Source organism: Chromobacterium sp. IRSSSOUMB001 (assembly GCF_023507765.1).
Classification (GTDB): domain Bacteria; phylum Pseudomonadota; class Gammaproteobacteria; order Burkholderiales; family Chromobacteriaceae; genus Chromobacterium; species Chromobacterium haemolyticum.
The window spans coordinates 1-19,192 of sequence record NZ_JALCYU010000007.1; the positions used below are offsets into that span (position 1 = coordinate 1).

The window sequence follows — 19,192 nt, forward strand, 5'->3', positions numbered from 1 at the left end:
ATTTCCGTCGCTGCGTTGTCTGCTGAGGAGGCGAACTATACGTCACGCCCCTAAACCCGTCAACACCTTTTGCGACAAAAACCTCAACAAAAGCGGACCAGGCCGGGCAAACCCTTGATGCGGCAATGAATATCCATAAAGAGTATTTGCCAACTCCCGCCCCATGACCCGACTATCCATAAAAAACGGGCCGGCGAAACGCCGGCCCGTTGCTCCCTAGATACACCTATTTATATAGAAGCGCCTCCGAAAGATCAGTCCTCGCTACGACGCTTACTGCTGCTCCGACGCGTTGACGGCTTGCGTTGACGCGGGGCAGGCGGAGTCTCCTCAACTGAAGGCTTGCGAACCATAGCACCAGACTTGTCCGCAGAAACCTCGACTGCCGGCGCAGACGCCGCAGGCACCGACTTGGATGCCGCAGACCGCTTAACAACGGGTTTGGCCGTCGCGGGCGTTGCCCCTGCGACTTTCGGAGCAGTCAGGTTCGACACGGGCTTATTTTCAACAGGCTTGGCCGCGGAGCTCGTTGCTGGCTTGCTCGTTGCTGGCTTGCTCGTTGCTGGCTTGCTCGTTGCTGGCTTGCTCGTTGCTGGCTTGCTCGCTACTGGCTTTCTCGCTACGGGCTGATTCACCACTGGCTTAGGCACCGGCGATTGGACAGCCCCCCGGCTTCGCCCCTTGGGCGCAGCCGGCAATGCAGAGGGCTTCGCTTCCACGGGCTTGGACTCGGAGCCCCTACGCGGACCAGCTGGGCGCGCCCCAACACTACGCGCGGGAACCGGTCTCGGGATCTGCAAGTCACCCTCTTTGACCAGAGCGAAGTCGACTTGGGCACTTTCCAGGTTAGCGCTCATTACCTTCACAGTCAGAGTATCGCCCAAGCGGTATTGCATGCCGCTTTTCTCCCCGACGATCGCCTGGACGTCCTTCTTGAAGTGGAAGTAGTCCTTGCCCAACTCCGAGATATGCACCAAACCCTCGACATACACATCATCCAACAACACGAATACGCCAAAGCTGGTCACCGCACAGATCTTGCCCTTGAAGATCTCACCCACCTTGTCTCGCATATAGTAGGTTTTCAGCCAGGACTCCACATCACGGCTGGCATCGTCCGCCCGGCGTTCGGTCATTGAACAATGCACGCCCAGTTGCGCCCACTTGCCAGGCTTGTATTTACCGCCTTTAAGTACAGCCTTGATCGAGCGATGCACCAACAGGTCCGGGTAGCGGCGAATCGGAGAAGTGAAATGAGCGTAGGCCCCGTAAGCCAGACCAAAGTGGCCGTTATTGTCCGGGGTATAAACCGCTTGCTGCATGGAGCGCAGCAACATGGTCTGCAGCACCGGCGCGTCGGGCCGTCCATGAATCTGCTCGGCCAATTTGGCATAGTCTTTAGCGGTGGGTTTTTCACCGCCGCCCAAGCTCAAGCCGACCAGGCGCAGATAGTTGCGCAGATTCTCCAGCTTCTCTTCAGTCGGCCCCTCATGCACCCGATACAAGGCTTTGTGCCCGTTCTTCTCCAGGAAATCAGCGGCACAAACGTTGGCCGCCAGCATGCACTCTTCAATCAGGCGGTGCGCGTCGTTGCGCACAACGGGCACGATGCGTTCGATCTTGCCCGCGTCGTTGAAGATCATCTGAGTTTCCACCGAGTCGAACTCGATCGCCCCGCGCTGACTGCGCGCCGCAAGCAACACCTTGAACAACGAGTACAAGGTCTGGATCTGCGGCAACACCGGACTGTCGCTTCCCTTCTGAATCCACTCCCAAACCTGGTTGTAGGTCAACCTCGCCTTGGACAGCATCACCGCCGGATAGAACTGATAGCGCTTGACCACGCCCTTGGCGTTGATCTGCATATCGCAGACCATACACATCCGCTCCACATCCGGATTCAGCGAGCAGATCCCGTTGGACAGGGCTTCCGGCAGCATCGGAATGACGCGGCGCGGAAAATAGACCGAAGTGCCGCGGTTAAGCGCTTCCTGATCCAAAGCGTCGCCGGGCTCTACGTAAAAGCTGACGTCGGCAATCGCCACGATCAGACGGAAGCCCTTGCCCTGCTTCTCCGCATACACGGCATCATCGAAGTCGCGCGCGGTTTCACCGTCTATCGTCACCAAGGGCAGATCACGCAGGTCGACTCGATCCTTGGTCCAATCTTTCTTACGCACCTTTTTCGGTGTCGCCTTTGCTTGCGCCAACGCTGTCTCAGGGAATTGATGAGGCAGATCGTGCTTACGCAGCGCGATCTCGATTTCCATTCCGGGATCGGCGTAATTACCCAACACTTCCACTACTTGGCCAACAGGCTGACGGTAGGCATCCGGATATTGAAGGATTTCCACCATGACTACCTGGCCGTCCTTGGCACCCGCCTCTCCACCCGGCTCAATCAGAATGTCGTGGTTGATGCGGCGGTCTTCCGCCGTCACCACCCACACGCCCCGGACACGGTTGATGCGGCCGACCAACCGCGTCACCACATGATCCAACACCTCTACGATCTTGCCTTCCTGCCGGCCTCTGCGATCAAGGCCGGACGGGCGGACCATCACCCGATCGCCATGCATCGCTTTTTTCATTTCCCGCTCGGGCAGGAAAATATCTCCGCCCTGGCCTTCACTTTCATCCGGGATGGCAAAACCGTAGCCATCGCGGTGACCGGACACTTTGCACTTGATCAAGTCCAGCTTTTGAGCGACGCAGACTGCGCCTTTGCGATTGATGATGACTTCGCCGTCTCGCTCCATTGCCCGCAAGCGGCGTTCGAAATAAATAGATTCAGCTCGCGTAATCGACAACATGCGCGCCAATTCATCAGGAAATAGCGGCACCCCCTGCTCGGCCAAAATCTTTAAAACGAACTCTCGGCTCGGCAAGGGATTGGAATATTTAAGTTTTTCCCGTTCCAGGAAGGGGTCCTGTTCGCGGAGGGACAGGGTCTTTTGTTTTTTTTGTGTTCTAGCCATTGACACCCTCAAGAATATGTCTATAATTCGCATCTCGTTGCAGAGATGCAGCGAAATAATACAGCAAAGCGAAGCCCAGGTGGCGGAATTGGTAGACGCACTAGGTTCAGGTCCTAGCGCCCGCAAGGGTGTGGAAGTTCGAGTCTTCTCTTGGGCACCACTGATTTACTCTATTGTAATCGTGATGTTCGCTCTGTATAGTAACAATCTGGTTGGCCCAGGTGGCGGAATTGGTAGACGCACTAGGTTCAGGTCCTAGCGCCCGCAAGGGTGTGGAAGTTCGAGTCTTCTCTTGGGCACCAACAGTTTAATTGACTCCGATGATGTTTATATCGTAGTCCAGTAGTGAAACAATTTAAGTTTTATGCCCAGGTGGCGGAATTGGTAGACGCACTAGGTTCAGGTCCTAGCGCCCGCAAGGGTGTGGAAGTTCGAGTCTTCTCTTGGGCACCAATAAACCCCCGTTGATTTATGATCAACGGGGGTTTTGCATTTTCCCTTCAGCGCGAGGCCAACTCTTCCCCGGCTCGCGGATCCAACGTAGCGAACATCAGGCCGGACAACATGGTCAAGGCGCCCATAATGGCGAAAGCCCAGGCGAAATCGATCACGGTCAAGGCTGCATGCCCCTGCAACCCGCTCACTCCCTGCACAACAAAAGCCCCTGCCGTCACCCCGCAACCCGCAGCCAACTGCTGCGCTACCCCTGAAAGACTGGTGGCATGGCTCATGCTTCCCGCCTCAACCTCGGCAAAAGAAATCGCGTTCAGGCTGGTGAACTGCAAAGAGCGGAGACAACCTCCCAATACGAAGACCAGCAACATCCAAACATAGCTCGGCGCCTCGTAGAACAATGCATACGCCGCGATGGAAAGGCCCGCCAACACGCTATTAACCATCAATACCCTGCGGAAACCGTAACGCCGCAATATGCGCATCACCAGCGTCTTAATGAAAATGGCGCCCACCGCGGTAGAACAGGTCAGCAAACCGGAGACAAAAGGATTGAGACCCAGGCCCAGTTGTAACATCAGTGGTAACAAGAAGGGCGTGGCGCCGATGCCGACTCGGAACACGAAGCCGCCTACCACGCCGGCATGAAAAGTGGGCAAGCGCAACAAGGACAAGTCCAGTAAGGGATGAACCGCGCGACGATAATGCAGCAGATAAAGCCACAGCAAACCGGCGCCAATCACCGCTAGCAGCGCCGACCATTGCGCCGAGATCAAATGCTTGCCTTCGGAAGCCAGACCCAGCATCAACAAGGACAAACCGACTCCGCTCAAGGCAAAGCCCAGCCAGTCCAGCGGCGGCACTTGTTCGTCCTTCAAGTCTTCGATGTGACGCTTGGCAAGCACCCAGCCCAGCACGCCAATAGGAATATTGATCAAGAATATCCAGCGCCAGTGCAGATAGGTGCTGATGAAACCACCCAAGGGTGGCCCGATGACCGGCCCCAGCAAAGCGGGAACCGTCAAATAACTGAGCGCCCGCACCAAATCCGCTTTCGCCGTGGTGCGCAAAATCACTAAACGCCCCACCGGCACCATCATTGCGCCGCCGATACCTTGCACAAAGCGCGCCAGCACAAAGCCGCCCAATGTATTGCCAAGCGCGCACAACACCGAACCCAATACAAAAACGGCAATAGCAGCGCGGAAAATACGCCGCGAGCCAAAACGGTCCGCCATCCAGCCGCTAATGGGGATAAACACGGCCAAGCTGACCAGATAAGACGTCAGCGCCAACTTCAAACCAATCGGCTCCACCAACAGGTCGCGCGCGATAGCCGGCAAAGAGGTGGAGATCACGGTGGCGTCCATGTTCTCCATGAACAAGGCGGTGGCCACGATCAACGGGGTCACCATGCCGGCGGCGAGCTTAAGCTGCATGACGATAAAATTTCAGGAAAGGAAACGCCAGTGTAGCACCGGCTGCCGCTGGGACAAGGAGACAGGGCGGCGCAAATGATGTCGAAACGTAAAGCGAAAGCCGGGGCCGCTCTCAAGCGACCGGGAGACAAAACAGACGTCGCCCTTCCCGCGCGCTCTGCTCCCCCTGTTCCAGCAAGGCCATCACTCTCCACGCTTCCCTCGCCGTCACCGGATTAGACCCCAAGCCTTGCGCGGCGCGAGCCACCCCACGGTAGAAATCGCAATAATCGCCCAAGGGCGACGGCCGCGGCTCCCTCATTTCTCCGTCGTCCCGCTGACGGAACAAGACGCCCGGAGCAAGGTCCACGCCCCAGCCCGTTTCGCCAGGGCGGCCGCCATGCTTCAAATAGTCTTCCTGACTGTCCAAGCCGAATTTGACGTAACTGGCGAGCGTACCGTGCAAACTAAAGCGCGGAGCCCCGCCGCTGACCAAGCAGGAGCCGTGCAGCACCGCCTGATACTCCGCATAGCCCAGCTGTACGTGAAAGTAGTCCGTCGCCTGCGCCCCTGCCCTTTGTTTGAACAAGCTTGCATAAATCGTCTGCGGCCAGCCCAGCAACTGCAAGGCCTGATCGAGCAAGTGCGGTCCCAGGTCGTACCACAGCCCTGCTCCCGGTTGGTCCTGCTCGCGCCAACGCGCGCGGACCTGCGGCCGATAACGGTTGAAATGGGACTCGAAATGGCTGAGCGCCCCCAGCTCACCGCCAGCCAACAAGGCCTTGAGCGCCAGAAAATCAGCATCCCAACGTCGATTGTGAAACACCGATAACAGCGGGCTGCCCGGCCGCTCAGCCATCAAGCACAACTCCCGCGCCTCCGCCTGCGTTACTGTGAACGGCTTGTCCACCACCACGTGCTTACCTGCCATCAAACCCGAGCGCGCCTGCGGATAATGCAATCGGTTGGGGCTGGCGATAACAAGCATATCGATGGCGGGGTCAAGCAAGGCCTGCTCTAAACCGGCCAGCACCGGCACCTGCGGCCAATCCGTCCTCACCTCGTCCGGCCGGCTGCTGACCACGGCGGCCAGCTTCAGCTCGGGCGTGGCGGAGATCAAGGGCGCGTGAAAAGTCTTGCCTGCATAACCGTAGCCCACCAAGGCGACATTCAATGGCTGCATGTGTTTTGCTTTCGGAAACCAGAATCCAAACAGTCTACGCCCGCCGCGAGCATGAAAAAACCCGCCTGGCAGGCGGGTTTCCGGCGATGAGCCAAATCGGACTTAGAGACCGAAGGGATGACGCATCACGATGGTTTCTTCACGGTCAGGACCAGTGGAGATGATGTCCACAGGCGCGCCGCACACTTCGGCGATACGGGTCAGGTAAGCCTGGGCGTTGGCCGGCAGATTTTCCCAGCGCTTGGCGCCGAAGGTGCTTTCGCTCCAGCCGGGCATGGTTTCATATACCGGCACGCACTTGCTGACCGCGTCGGAGCCAAACGGCAGGATATCCACCTTTTCACCGTCCAGGGTGTAACCCACGCACAGTTTGATCTCTTCCAGACCATCCATCACATCCAGCTTAGTCACGCACAAGCCGGACACACCGTTGATCTGGATAGAACGCTTGAGCGCGGCGGCGTCGAACCAGCCACAGCGGCGCGGGCGGCCGGTGACCGAACCGAATTCATTGCCGCGTTTGGCCAGGAACATGCCGATATCGTTCTCTTGCTCGGTCGGGAACGGACCAGAACCCACGCGGGTGGTGTAGCCCTTCACGATGCCCAGCACATAGTTGAGCATTTGCGGAGCCACGCCGGCGCCCGGCGCTGCGGCGCCGGCCACGCAGTTGGACGAGGTCACGTACGGATAGGTGCCGTGGTCGATGTCCAGCAGGGTGCCTTGCGCGCCTTCGAACAGCAGCGGGATGTCCGCCTGGTTCATGTCGTACAGGGTGCGGGATACATCGGCCACCATCGGCTTGATGCGCTCGGCCAGTTTCAAGGTGTCGGCCAGGATGGCGTCGAAGCTCACCGGCTCAGCCTGGAACAGCTTGGTCAGCATGAAGTTGTAGTATTCGACGTTTTCCTTCAACTTTTCGGCAAAGCGTGCGGTGTCGAACAGGTCGATCACCTTCAAGGCGCGGCGCGCCACCTTGTCTTCATAGCAGGGGCCGATGCCGCGGCCGGTGGTGCCGATTTTGCCGGCGCCCTTGGCGGCTTCGCGAGCCTGATCCAAAGCGACGTGGTACGGCAGGATCAGCGGGCAGCCTTCGGAAATTTTCAGGCGAGCGGCGACGTTAACGCCGGCGGTTTCCAGCTCGTCGATCTCCTTGAGCAAGGCTTCCGGGGACAACACCACGCCATTGCCGATAAAGCACTCGACATCATCACGCAGAATGCCGGACGGAATCAGGCGCAGCACAGTTTTCTTGCCGCCCACCACCAGAGTGTGGCCCGCGTTGTGGCCGCCTTGGAAGCGAACCACGGCACGCGCGTGGTCGGTCAGCCAGTCAACGATCTTGCCCTTGCCTTCATCACCCCACTGGGTACCGATCACGACAACGTTCTTGGACATTGGAAAAAACCTCTTCTTCAGTCAGATTCAAAAATCAGTTAAATGAAACCACATGCCAATCCGAGCCGTCCGGGGTCAGCTCGCGATCACAATTCAAAGCCTGGGCGGACTCGCCCAGATAATCAATCACCACCATTTCGCCCGCCTCGCGCAGGCGAGCCACTTCGGCCCGCGCCTGGGGCCAGTGCTTGCCGGCCAGGCGAATCCCCCTGACCGAGCCTTGCTCGGGCAGGATGCGGATCAAGTCGCGCAAATCCAGACTGAAGCCAGTCGCTGGTCGGGCGCGGCCAAAACGGCGGCCGACATTATCGTAGCGCCCGCCGCGCGCCAACTCCTCGGCCCAGCCCTCAGCATAGGCTGCGAACAGCAGACCGTTGTGATACTGAGTGCCGCGCAATTCGGTCAGATCGAAACTCAGGGCCACCCGGCCCTCCAGCGCCTTAGCTACCGCGGACAGCTGCATCAAGCCAAGCTCCACCTCGGGCAAGGACGGTAGACGGGAGCGCGCCCGGTCCAGCTCTTCGATCGGACCATACAATTCCGGCAAGGCCAGAAAAGCGCTGCGGTACGGTTCGGCGACATCGCAGACCAACTCGCGAATGCTGGCCAAGTCCTTGCTCTGCAGCTTGGCGAACAGCGCCCGGCTGGTCTCCCCCGACAAACCGGCGGCGGCGGCAATGCCGCGATAAATCGCCATATGCCCGATGTCCAGCCGCAGGCCGGACACGCCGGCGCGCTCCAAGGTGCCCAGCATCAATTCGATGATTTCCAGGTCAGCCTCGATGCCGGCGTAGCCGTACAACTCCGCCCCCACTTGCAGCGGCTCGCGGGAGCTGGCCAGGCCGTCCGGCCGGGTATGCACCACGCTGCCGGCGTAGCACAGCCGAGTCACTCCGGTGCGCTCGCCAAGCAGATGCGCATCAATGCGGGACACTTGGGGCGTGATGTCGGCGCGCAAGCCCATTTGTCGGCCGGACAACTGATCGTCCAGCTTGAAGGTTTTGAGCTCGAGCGAAGCGTCTTCCTCGCTGACCAGTGAATCGATGTACTCGATCAGCGGCGGCAGCACCAACTCGTAGCCCGCCACGCGAAAGCCTTCCAGCATCGCCGCCTTGGCGGACTCCACCTGGCGCGCGGTGGCGGGCAGAATATCCGCGATGTATTCCGGTAACAGCCAATTACGCATGATTCTTTTCAACAGAATAAAAGGCGGGAAGCCCCCGCCTTGTTATCAGCAAACTGGCCAGGTCGCCCCGGCCAGTGTTCCATACTCCGATTGTTTTGCGTGGCGTCTTTCGCCAGCCTTGACCGTTTACTTGGCCTTGGCCGCTCCAGACTGCGGGTTCTTGAAATACTTGAAGAACTCGCTGCTCGGCTCCAGCACCAAGACGTCGCTCTTGTTCTTGAACGACTCCTTGTAGGCGTCCATGCTGCGCCAGAAGGCGTAGAAGTCCGGGTTCCTGCCGTAAGCCTCGGCGTAGATCGCCGCCGCCTTGGCATCGCCCTTGCCCTTCAAGTCCTGAGCCTGGCGATACGCTTCGGCCAGAACCACTTCGCGCTGCTTATCCGCTTCAGCCCGGATACGCTCTGCGTCCGCAGCGCCCTCGCTGCGCAACTGGCTGGCTACGGTGCGGCGCTCGGACTGCATGCGATCGAAAACCGAACTGCTTATTTTATCCGGAAAATCGACTCGTTTTAAGCGCACGTCGAGAATTTGTACGCCTATTTTACGCGCATCCGCGTCCGCGCGCTTGCGAACTGTATCCATCACCTGGTCGCGCTTGCCGGAAATGACGTCGGCAACCATCTTTTGGCCGAATTCCGCGCGCAGCCCGTCATTGATGGTCTGTTTCAAACGCGCCACAGCGGCGGCCTCGGAGCCCACGCTCTTATAGAACTGCTCAACGTCCACCACCCGCCATTTGACGAAACTATCCACCAACACGTTCTTTTTCTCGCGGGTGTTGAACAATTCCGGCGCCTCGGCGTCGATGGTCTGCACGCGGCGATCGAAATAACGCACGTTCTGCAACAGCGGCACCTTGAACTGGATGCCCGGCTCCTTGATGATGCGCACCACTTCGCCAAACTGGAAAACCAGCGCGTATTGGCGCTGATCCACGGTGAACAGCGACAGGCTGGCAACAAATAGCACACCGGCTATGGCAACTACAGTCGGAATCAGTCTATCCATTGCTTATCGCTCCGCCCCAAAAAAATCACGTCCGCGGGTCACGTCCCGCCCCCCTTTGCCATTGCCGGCCTGAGCGGCTGGCGGCGTAGGCTCTGGCGGCTGCGACGCAGCCCCGGCGACGGACGCCGCCGCGCCCGAGGCTCCCGGGCTGCTCTGCTGAATCAGCTTGTCCAAGGGCAGGTATAACAGATTGTTGCCGCCCTTCTGATCCACCACCACCTTGGTGGTATTGCTCATGATCTGCTGCATCATGTCCAGATACAGGCGATCGCGCATGACCTTGGGCGCCTTGTTGTATTCAGACAACACTTGCTTGAAGCGGGATGCGTCGCCTTCCGCGCGGGAGACGACTTTCTGCTCGTAGGCTTCGGCCTCCTGCTGCAGGCGCGCGGCCAGACCCTGGGCTTTGGGCAGCACCTCGTTGGCGTAAGCCAGACCTTCGTTACGCAGCTTGTCCTTGTCCTGACCAGCCTTCACCGCATCGTCGAAGGCCGCCAACACTTGCTCGGGCGGCTGCACAGCATTGATGTTGACTTTGGCGATGCGCACGCCCAAAGAGTAGCGATCCAGCACTTCCTGAATCAACTTCTGGGTGTCCACCGCGATCTGAGTTCGCCCTTCGTTCAGCACGAAATCGACCTTGTTGCGGCCCACCACTTCGCGGATCGCGGTTTCGGTCGCTTGCTTGACGATATCCTTCGCGTCGCGCTCGCGCGAAGCGTTGTTGAACAGGAAGGCGCGCGCGTCCTTGATGTCGTATTGCACCGACAGTTGGACATCGATGATGTTCTGGTCCGAGGTCAGCATCAGCGACTCTTCCGCAACCCGCGTTTGGGCGGTATTGCGGTAGCCGACTTCCACGCTGCGCACTTCGGTCAGGTTAACGATCTCCACCTTTTCAATCGGGAACGGCGCGTGCCATTGCAGCCCCGGCTCTGTTACCCGGTTGAAGCTGCCCAGACGCAGCACCACGCCTTGCTCGCGGGCGTCCACCACGTAGAAACCGCTGGCCAGCCACAGCGCGGCCAATACACCGACCACGGCGACAGCGCCGCCTTTGAACGGCGGCTTGGCGCTGGACGCAGGGCCTCCGCCGGCACCGCTGCCCTTGGCGCCCAGCAGCCTCGACAGCTTCTGATTTAGGTTGCGGAATACTTCATCGAGGTCCGGCGGCCCTTCATTGCCTCGGCGGCCTCGGTTAGGGTCATTCTGCGACATGCTCGTAATAGTCTTTATGGTTGTTTTGGGAAGGATGCACGCATTCGGCAACCGCCGCGCGCAAGAGTTCCAGGCCGGCGCCGGTCAGGGCCGAAACCCGCACAGAAACCGGACGGCCCGTCGCGTCGCGCTCAATCTCCGGCTCCATTTCGCGCAAATCGCACTTGTTCCAGACCAGCAATTGCGGAATGCCGTCCGCACCGATCTCCGCCAACACTTTGTTGACTTCCTCGATCTGCACATCGCGCATATCGCTGGAGCAATCCACCACATGCAGCAAAAGGTCCGCACGCACGGTTTCTTCCAGGGTCGCGCGGAACGCGGCCACCAGAGTGTGGGGCAGATCGCGGATGAAGCCCACCGTATCGGAAATCACGATGGATGTCTCGTGGTTAAGAAACAGCTTGCGGCTGGTAGTGTCCAGCGTAGCGAATAGCTGGTCCGCGGCATAGATGCGCGCCTTGGTCAGCGCATTGAACAAGGTGGACTTGCCGGCGTTGGTGTAGCCGACGATGGACACCGAAGCAATGCCGGCTCGCCCGCGCCCTTTGCGCTGAGTATTGCGTTGTCTTTGCACTTGGGCCAGACGCTCTTTCAGCGCCTTGACACGGATGCCCAGCAGCCGACGGTCGGTTTCAAGCTGAGTTTCGCCGGGGCCGCGCAGGCCAATGCCACCCTTTTGCCGCTCCAAGTGGGTCCAGCCGCGCACCAGGCGGGTAGACATATGGGACAGCTGGGCCAATTCGACTTGCAGCTTGCCCTCATGGCTGCGCGCGCGCTGCGCGAAAATATCCAGAATCAGACTGTTGCGGTCGATGACGCGACACTGCAGCGCCCGCTCCAGATTGCGCTCCTGACCAGGCGCCAAGGCATGGTTGAATATCACTACATTGGCATCAGTGGCGCGCACCAGCAGGCCGATTTCCTCAACCTTGCCCTTGCCCGCGAACAACGCGGCGTCCGGCCGCTGTCGCTTGCCCTGCACCACGCCCATCACCTCGACGCCGGCGCTCTTGACCAGCTCGGCGCACTCGGCGATGTTTTCCTGGTAATCGGCATCTCCAAAATCCAGGCAGACCAGAACCGCCTGGTCGCCTAAGTCGGGACGATCAAACACTATTCGGAAACCATAGTTGGGGCGCAAAAGATTAAAGGCCGACAAGCCGCGCCTGATTGGCGCGGCCGATCGGCCCGGTTACAAGCACAGCAACGCTTTAGGCGTCTTGCTGCTCCTGCTTTTGCACCGGGTGTTCATGGGGAAGATTGACCGGACGGGCGGGGACGACGGTGGAAATGGCGTGTTTGTATACCATCTGGGTCACCGTGTTTTTCAACAGCACCACGTATTGGTCAAAGGATTCTACCTGACCCTGAAGTTTAATGCCGTTCACCAGGTAGATGGACACCGGCACATGTTCCTTACGCAGGATGTTCAGGAACGGGTCTTGTAACATTTGCCCTTTAGAGCTCATTCGTTATTCTCCGAATCGTTGATTGTTGTATTAACTGAACCTTACAGCCCGGTTGTCTGCTTATTATTAGCAGAAAACATCCCGGCGTACTATTTTTTACTGCTGCTGCCCTTGCCGTTCTTGCCGTAACGCACTTCTTTTTCGCGTCCGCGCATTTTGGACATCGGCTTGGGCTTGGCTCGGGACTTCTCCTTGCCGTCGTCGGTGTCGAACGGATTTTCCGAAGACTTGTACTGCACGCGCAACGGCGTGCCCTGCAGCTTGAACACTTTCCGGAAAGTATGTTCCAGATAGCGGGTATAACTGTTCGGCACCGCATCCAGCGCATTGCCGTGCACAACAATAATGGGCGGGTTCTGCCCTCCCTGGTGCGCATAGCGCATCTTCGGGCGAATCAGACCTGAGCGCGGAGGCTGCTGACGTTCCAGCGCCACTTGCAGCACTCGAGTCAGCTTGGGCGTGGCCAGTTTGGCCATGGCCGCCTTGTAGGCCTCGTCGATGGACTTGAACAAGTCTGCCACGCCGCGGCCTTCAATGGCGGAGATGTAATGGAACTTTGCAAAATCCAGGAAGTTCAGTTTGCGCGCGATCTCGCGGCGCACTGTTTCCTTTTGCTCCCCGTCCAGGTTGTCCCATTTATTCACCGCCACCACCAGTGCCCGGCCCGCTTCCAAAGCAAAACCGGCGATGGTGGCATCCTGCTCGGAGATATCCAGTTGGGCATCCAGCACCAGCACCGCCACGTTGGCGTCTTCGATCGCCTTCATGGTCTTGATCACCGAGAACTTCTCCAGCATCTCGCTGACCTTGGCCCGACGACGCACGCCGGCGGTGTCAATGATGGTGTAGGTATGGCCATCTCGCTCAAAATCAATATATATGCTGTCGCGAGTGGTGCCCGCCTGGTCAAAGGCGATGACGCGCTCTTCGCCCAAGATGGCGTTGACCAGGGTGGACTTGCCGACATTGGGCCGGCCGATCACCGCGAATTTGGGATGGCGCGAGGCCTCTTCCTCCACTTCTTCGGGGAAGTCCGCCAGCACCAATTCCATCAATTCGCGCACGCCGTCGCCATGAGCGGCGGAGATCACCAACGGCTCGCCCAGCGCGAGCTCGTGGAACTCGGCGCCGGCGATGGCGTGGCGCATCCCTTCCGCCTTGTTGACGGCGAGGAAGACCGGACGCTGCAACTGGCGCAAACGGTTGGCGATGATTTTATCTTGCGGCGTCAGGCCGTTTCGACCATCCACCAGGAACACCACGGCATCGGCTTCGTCCACGGCCTGAAGCGTCTGCTTGGCCATCTCAAACAGGATGCCTTCGTCCACCACCGGCTCGAAGCCGCCGGTATCGACCACCAGATACGGCTTCTCGCCCACGCGGCCATGGCCATAGTGGCGATCGCGCGTCAGGCCGGGCTGGTCGGCGACCAGGGCGTCGCGGCTGCGGGTCAGCCGGTTGAATAAGGTCGACTTGCCCACATTGGGGCGGCCGACCAGAGCTACGGTAGGTTTCATGAATACTGCTTTATTATCCCAAAGTCAGCATCGCCAGACGCCCGTCCTTGCCTTGCATCAAGGCGGACGAACCCAGCGACACCGGTTGATTGGCCAGGGCGGACCCGACCTTGACTCGGCCTACGATGCTGCCGCTCTCATTGGATAGCAGATGGGCGTAACCTTCGCCATCGCCAACCAACACGAAGCGGCCCAACAACGCGGGGCCGGTGACGTCCCGATATTTCAGGTCGTCGGTTTTCCAAATATTGCGGCCGGTGCCGCGGTCAAACGCCCAGACAGAGCCGTCTTCCGCGGTCACGTAGACATTGCGTCCATCCACGGCCAGGCCGCGGCTGGAGGAAATTTCACGCGCCCACAGCAAATTGCCGGAACGCGCCTCGAAGCAGGCCACTCGTCCCTGATAGGCCACCGCGCACACCTGGCCGGCGTCGAACACCGGCCGTGAAGTCACGTCGGTCATCCGTTCCAGTTCGGTGGCGCCGCGCGGATTGGCCACCGCGCCCTGCCACAAGGCGTTGCCGGTCTGCGGGTTGATGATGTCCAGGCGGCCGCCAGCTTGCCCCACCATCACCGCTTCCTTGCCCACCGCCTGCATCGAGCCGTTGTTGCGCACGGTCAGCTGCGGCAGCACATTGCCGCTGGACCACAGCTGCTTGCCACCGTCGCTCAGGGAGAACCCGGTCAGGCGCGCGTCGTTGGTGCGCACCAGCACCATGTCGCCGGCCACCTGCGGAGCCTCCAGCATCAAGCTGGTCAGCGGCTGTTGCCACAGCACTTTGCCGCTGGCGCGCTCCACCGCCAACAACTTGGCGTCCTGAGTGCCCACCAGCACCATATCGCCAGCCACGGCGACACCTGCGCTCAGCTTGCGCTTCAGGTCCACGTCCGCGCTAACGCGGCCGCTAAGGGCGTCGATGCTGCGCACGCGGCCATCGGCGTCGGCGCTCACCACCAGGCCGTTGGCGTATACCGGCAGGAAGCCGGCAGCCGGCGCGGCCTGAGTCGCCGTCCATTTAACGTCCAAACCCTGCAAGGGTTTGATCGCGGCAAGCGGAGTGGGCTTGAACTGGGTATTGCCTTCAAACCAGCTGGCGCAACCGGCCAGCAGCGAGGAGGACAGCACAGCGGTCAGCAACAATTGGCGGCGCATGCGATCAGCCTCCCAGCGCATCAAGTTTGGTCTGGATGAACTGGCGGTTGGGCGAATCGCCCACCAACTTGGCCAGCGCCGATTTGTAGGCGTCGCGCGCAGCTGCGGCGTCGCCCTTGGCGACCAGCACATCGCCCTTCAAGTCCAGGAACAACGCGTCGAAACCGGCGGGGTGTTCCTTGTTCAGTTCGGCGATCGCGGCATCGTAAGTTTTCAGGTCCAGCAGCAAGGAAGCCAGGCGCAGACGGGCGATGGCGCTTACCGATTCGTCCTTGCTATTGGCCAGCACCCACTCCAACTGACTCTTGGCCAACGCAAGGTCGCTCTTGTCGAAAGCGGCCTTGGCCAGAATCAGCGAGCCCCGCGTGGCATAGGCCGAGGAGCCGAAGTCGTTCTGCAACAGGGTTACCGCCGACTTCAACTTGGCAATGTCCTTGGCGGCTACCGCCGCGTCGATGTTCTCGTACGCGGCCGCCGCTTTTTGCGCCTGCTGCTCCTGATGATAGCGGTAGCCTTTGAAACCCAGATAGGCAATGGCGGACGCCGCCAGCACGCCGGCGATCAGCTTGCCCCACTGCTGCCAGAAGGCCTTGATCGAATCAATCTGTTCTTGTTCCTGCAAGTCGAACGCCATTGCGCCCCTCTCCCTTAAGCTTTCAGTGAGATCAGCGTGGCGGCCACCGCTTCCGCCGCCACAGTGTGTTGGTCCATCTCGGCGCGCAGCGCCTTGATCACCGCCTGACCCGTCTTGATTTCATTTTCGCCGACGATGACAGCGAACTGCGCGCCGCTGCCGTCGGCTTTTTTCATTTGCGACTTGAAACTGCCTTCGCCCAAGTGCTGCACCACCGAAAGGCCGGCTGCGCGCAGGTTTTGCGCCAGCTTCATCGCATACAGCGCCGCGCCTTCACCTTGGTTCACCAGATAGATGTCGACGCTGCGTTGCGCCGGCAGCAGTTGCTTGTCCTGCAGCAACAGCACCACGCGCTCAAGGCCCATGCCGAAACCAATGCCGGCGGCGGGCTTGCCGCCCAGTTGTTCGATCAGGCCGTCATAGCGGCCGCCAGCGCAAATCGTGCCTTGCGCGCCAAGCTCGCTGGTCACCCACTCAAACACCGACTGGTTGTAGTAATCCAGCCCACGCACCAGTCGCGGGTTTTCCACGAAGTCGACGCCCAGCTCGCGGATCATCGCCTTCCAGCCTTCGTAATGCGCGCGGGACGCCTCGCCCAGATAGTCGGACAGCTTGGGAGCCTCGTTGGCCATCTGCTGCAAGGCCGGGTTTTTGGTGTCAAGCACGCGCAGGGGGTTGCTGTACATGCGACGCTTGCCGTCTTCGTCCAGAATATCCACGTGCTGTTCCAGATAGGCGATCAGCGCCTGACGATGCGCGGCGCGTTCCTCCTGGTTGCCCAGCGAATTGATTTCCAGGCGCACATACTGGGACAGGCCCAGGCGACGCCACAAATCGGCAGTCATCGCGATGATTTCGGCGTCAATGTCCGGACCGCCAAAGCCCAACGCCTCCACGCCCATCTGGTGGAACTGGCGATAACGGCCTTTCTGCGGGCGTTCATGACGGAACATCGGCCCCATGTACCACAGCTTCTGGGTGGCATTGTACAGAAGGTTATGCTCGACCACCGCGCGCAAGGTGCCCGCAGTGCCTTCGGGACGCAGCGTCAGGCTGTCGCCGTTCAGGCTGTCGATGAAGGTGTACATCTCCTTCTCCACCACGTCGGTGACTTCGCCGATGGCGCGAACAAACAGCGGCGTGGTTTCGACGATGGGGGTGCGGATATTCTGGTAACCGTAGTCGGCCAGCAACTCGCGGAGTTTGCCTTCAAAAAATTCCCACTGGTAGGACTCGGCCGGCAGCACGTCATTCATGCCTTTGACCGCTTGATATTTTTGAGCCATTGCTTGTTTTCTTGTATATCGCTTGAATCAATGCCCGGTCATTGCGCCAAACGCGCTCAAACGCCTACCGGACGAATCGGGATGGTGCGGCCGCCGCCCTCGCGGCGCTTGGCGCCGCCTTCGCCATAACGGCTTTGCACGTAGCGATCAACCAAGGCGGTGAACTCGGCGGCGATGTTGTCGCCCTTGAGGGTAACATCCTTTTGACCGTCGACGTAAACCGGCGCCACCGGCACTTCGCCGGTGCCGGGCAGCGAGATGCCGATATCGGCCAACTTGCTCTCTCCCGGGCCGTTGACAACGCAACCCATCACCGCCACCTTCATGTCTTCTACGCCCGGGTACTGCAAACGCCATACCGGCATCTGGGTGCGCAGATAATTCTGGATCTGGTCCGCCAGCTCCTGGAAGAAGGTACTGGTGGTGCGGCCACAACCCGGACAAGCGGTCACCAACGGGGTGAAGCTGCGCAGCCCCATGGTTTGCAGCAACTCTTGCGCCACCACCACTTCCTTGGTGCGCGCCTCGCCCGGCTGCGGCGTCAGCGAGATGCGAATAGTGTCGCCGATGCCTTGCTGCAGCAAGATCGCCAGCGCCGCGCTGGACGCGACGATGCCCTTGGAACCCATGCCGGCCTCGGTCAGCCCCAGGTGCAAGGGGAAGTTGCAGCGGCTACCCAGATCGCGGTACACGGTAATCAGGTCCTGCACATTGCTGACCTTGCAGGACAGCAGGATTTGCTCGGCCGGCAACCCCAGTTCCATCGCTTTGTCGGCGGACTCCAGCGCGGAAACGATCAACGCTTCGCGCATCAGTTGCTCCAGGAGCAGCGGCTGGGCGACGCGGTTGTTGGCGTCCATCATTCTGGCCAGCAAAGCCTGATCCAGGCTACCCCAGTTGACGCCGATGCGCACGGGCTTGCCGTACTCGATGGCAGTGCGGATCATGAAGGCGAACTTGTCGTCGCCCTTGGCGCCCTTGCCCACATTGCCCGGATTGATCCGGTACTTGGCCAAGGCCTGCGCGCAGTCGGGATATTCCCTAAGCAGGCGATCGCCATTGAAATGAAAATCGCCGACCAAGGGGACGACACAGCCGGCGTCGTCCAGGCGCTGGCGGATTTCCGCCACCTTGGCCGCCGCCTCCGGGGAGTTGACGGTGATGCGCACCAGCTCGGATCCGGCTTCCGCCAGTTCCAGCACTTGCCGCACCGTGGCCGCCGCATCGGCTGTATCGGTATTGGTCATGGACTGCACCACCACCGGAGCATCCGACCCTACAATGACATGCCCCACCCGAGCCTGCAGGGTGGGGCGTCGCGCGATGTTCACGCTATCCATTCGCTACCTTGAATTACTTGAGTTCCAGCTTTGCCGTGGTGCCGCGGATCTTGTCCGAGAAGTCCACCGCTTGGCCATTGAAATTCACTGCCACTTGCGAGGCGTTGCCGATCACCAGCTTGAACGGCGGCGTGCCGACCGCTTCCTGGGTACTGCCAGGCTGCAAAGTCTGGAATACCAGCTTCTTGCCCGTGGCGTCCACCACGGATACCCAGGCTTCAGCCTCCTTGACCGTCAACACCAGCTTGCCGCTGGCGGCCGCCGCCGCGGCGGCGCTGGCCTGCGGCTTGGCCGCCGGCACCGCCGTTTGGACTGGCGCGCTGGCCACATTGGCCGCCTTGACCGGCTGGGGCGCGGAAGCCGGAGAAGGCGCGACGATGGCTGCCGGCGCCGAAGCCGGCGTCTCCGCGGAGAATGCGGCGGGAGCGGAGGCTTCGCCCATCGGCGCTGAAGACAGCTCAGTCGCGATGGCGGAAGAAGCGTCTGCAGCCGGCCGGCTGTCGCCGCCGTGGTTGCTGGCCAGCCATGCGACGCCGCCGCCCAGGGCCGCCACCACCAGCAGGCCTACAATCCACTTGCCGGAAGAGCCGCCCTCCTCCAACGCCGCTGGCTCGCCGACATGCCCCGGAGCCTCATGCGCGCCGTCGCGCACCAGATTGGCGACGTCGTTGACGGCGGAAGGAAACTGCCTGTCCAGCGCGTGCATCAACGGTTCGGGATCAATCTGCAAAAAACGGGCGTAATTGCGCACAAAACCGCGCACGAAGGTTGCGCCCGGCAAGATCGTAAAATCGTCGCGCTCTATCGCCTCCAACTGCCGCATCGACAGTTTCAGCCTATCCGCGACTTCCCCCAAACCCATGCCGGCCGCTTCGCGAGCGGCTTTCAGCCGGGCGCCGACGCTGGATCCCGTCGGCTGTCCCTGTTGTTCGAATTGTTGCTCCATCC

General features: G+C 60.3%; 15 protein-coding genes and 3 tRNA genes. 3 read left to right on the top strand and 15 right to left on the bottom strand.

The features are described from left to right. Positions 1-254: 254 nt before the first annotated feature. Complete coding sequence (gene rnr, locus MOV80_RS10895) at positions 255-2,978, bottom strand: ribonuclease R (protein WP_249605101.1); 2,724 nt, start codon at positions 2,976-2,978, stop codon at positions 255-257. Between the two features lie 73 nt (positions 2,979-3,051). Here rnr and MOV80_RS10900 point away from each other — a divergent pair. From MOV80_RS10900 to MOV80_RS10910, 3 genes are all read left to right on the top strand, one after another. After that, positions 3,052-3,138: transfer RNA gene (locus tag MOV80_RS10900), tRNA-Leu, on the top strand. Between the two features lie 55 nt (positions 3,139-3,193). Further along, positions 3,194-3,280: transfer RNA gene (locus tag MOV80_RS10905), tRNA-Leu, on the top strand. Between the two features lie 64 nt (positions 3,281-3,344). After that, positions 3,345-3,431 (top strand) — tRNA-Leu (locus tag MOV80_RS10910). Between the two features lie 47 nt (positions 3,432-3,478). Here MOV80_RS10910 and MOV80_RS10915 read toward each other — a convergent pair. The 14 genes from MOV80_RS10915 to MOV80_RS10980 form a co-directional block, all read right to left on the bottom strand. After that, positions 3,479-4,870: an MFS transporter gene (locus MOV80_RS10915; protein ID WP_247877800.1), complete on the bottom strand. Its 1,392-nt coding sequence runs from the start codon at positions 4,868-4,870 to the stop codon at positions 3,479-3,481. Between the two features lie 112 nt (positions 4,871-4,982). Further along, positions 4,983-6,032, bottom strand: coding sequence for an oxidoreductase (locus tag MOV80_RS10920; RefSeq protein ID WP_118268164.1), 1,050 nt, complete (start codon positions 6,030-6,032; stop codon positions 4,983-4,985). 102 nt (positions 6,033-6,134) lie between these two features. Then, positions 6,135-7,430: an adenylosuccinate synthase gene (locus tag MOV80_RS10925; RefSeq protein WP_118268165.1), complete on the bottom strand. Its 1,296-nt coding sequence runs from the start codon at positions 7,428-7,430 to the stop codon at positions 6,135-6,137. Positions 7,431-7,464: 34 nt separating this feature from the next. Then, complete coding sequence (locus tag MOV80_RS10930; protein WP_043594438.1) at positions 7,465-8,616, bottom strand: ATP phosphoribosyltransferase regulatory subunit; 1,152 nt, start codon at positions 8,614-8,616, stop codon at positions 7,465-7,467. 126 nt (positions 8,617-8,742) lie between these two features. Next, positions 8,743-9,624, bottom strand: coding sequence for a protease modulator HflC (hflC, locus tag MOV80_RS10935; RefSeq protein ID WP_039756762.1), 882 nt, complete (start codon positions 9,622-9,624; stop codon positions 8,743-8,745). A 3-nt stretch (positions 9,625-9,627) separates the two neighbouring features. Beyond that, complete coding sequence (gene hflK / locus MOV80_RS10940; protein WP_043594440.1) at positions 9,628-10,842, bottom strand: FtsH protease activity modulator HflK; 1,215 nt, start codon at positions 10,840-10,842, stop codon at positions 9,628-9,630. Beyond that, positions 10,829-11,959 (bottom strand): ribosome rescue GTPase HflX, encoded by a 1,131-nt coding sequence (hflX, locus tag MOV80_RS10945; protein WP_081574731.1) that lies wholly within the window; start codon positions 11,957-11,959, stop codon positions 10,829-10,831. The genes hflK and hflX overlap by 14 nt, the downstream gene beginning before the upstream one ends. Before the next feature lie 97 nt (positions 11,960-12,056). After that, the gene (hfq, locus tag MOV80_RS10950) at positions 12,057-12,314 is read right to left on the bottom strand and encodes an RNA chaperone Hfq (protein WP_039756760.1); all 258 of its coding nucleotides are present in this window, start codon (positions 12,312-12,314) and stop codon (positions 12,057-12,059) included. Between the two features lie 89 nt (positions 12,315-12,403). Then, on the bottom strand, positions 12,404-13,831 hold the full coding sequence (der, locus tag MOV80_RS10955) for a ribosome biogenesis GTPase Der (protein WP_019104354.1): 1,428 nt from the start codon (positions 13,829-13,831) through the stop codon (positions 12,404-12,406). 13 nt (positions 13,832-13,844) lie between these two features. Further along, complete coding sequence (gene bamB, locus MOV80_RS10960) at positions 13,845-14,984, bottom strand: outer membrane protein assembly factor BamB (protein WP_019104353.1); 1,140 nt, start codon at positions 14,982-14,984, stop codon at positions 13,845-13,847. A 4-nt stretch (positions 14,985-14,988) separates the two neighbouring features. Continuing rightward, entirely contained in the window at positions 14,989-15,618 is a 630-nt protein-coding gene (locus MOV80_RS10965; protein WP_019104352.1) for a tetratricopeptide repeat protein, read from the bottom strand. Positions 15,619-15,632: 14 nt separating this feature from the next. Further along, entirely contained in the window at positions 15,633-16,904 is a 1,272-nt protein-coding gene (hisS, locus tag MOV80_RS10970) for a histidine--tRNA ligase (RefSeq protein WP_043594442.1), read from the bottom strand. Between the two features lie 56 nt (positions 16,905-16,960). Then, on the bottom strand, positions 16,961-18,244 hold the full coding sequence (gene ispG, locus MOV80_RS10975) for a flavodoxin-dependent (E)-4-hydroxy-3-methylbut-2-enyl-diphosphate synthase (protein ID WP_019104350.1): 1,284 nt from the start codon (positions 18,242-18,244) through the stop codon (positions 16,961-16,963). A 13-nt stretch (positions 18,245-18,257) separates the two neighbouring features. Next, positions 18,258-19,190 (bottom strand): RodZ domain-containing protein, encoded by a 933-nt coding sequence (locus tag MOV80_RS10980; RefSeq protein ID WP_043594445.1) that lies wholly within the window; start codon positions 19,188-19,190, stop codon positions 18,258-18,260. Positions 19,191-19,192: the final 2 nt, after the last annotated feature.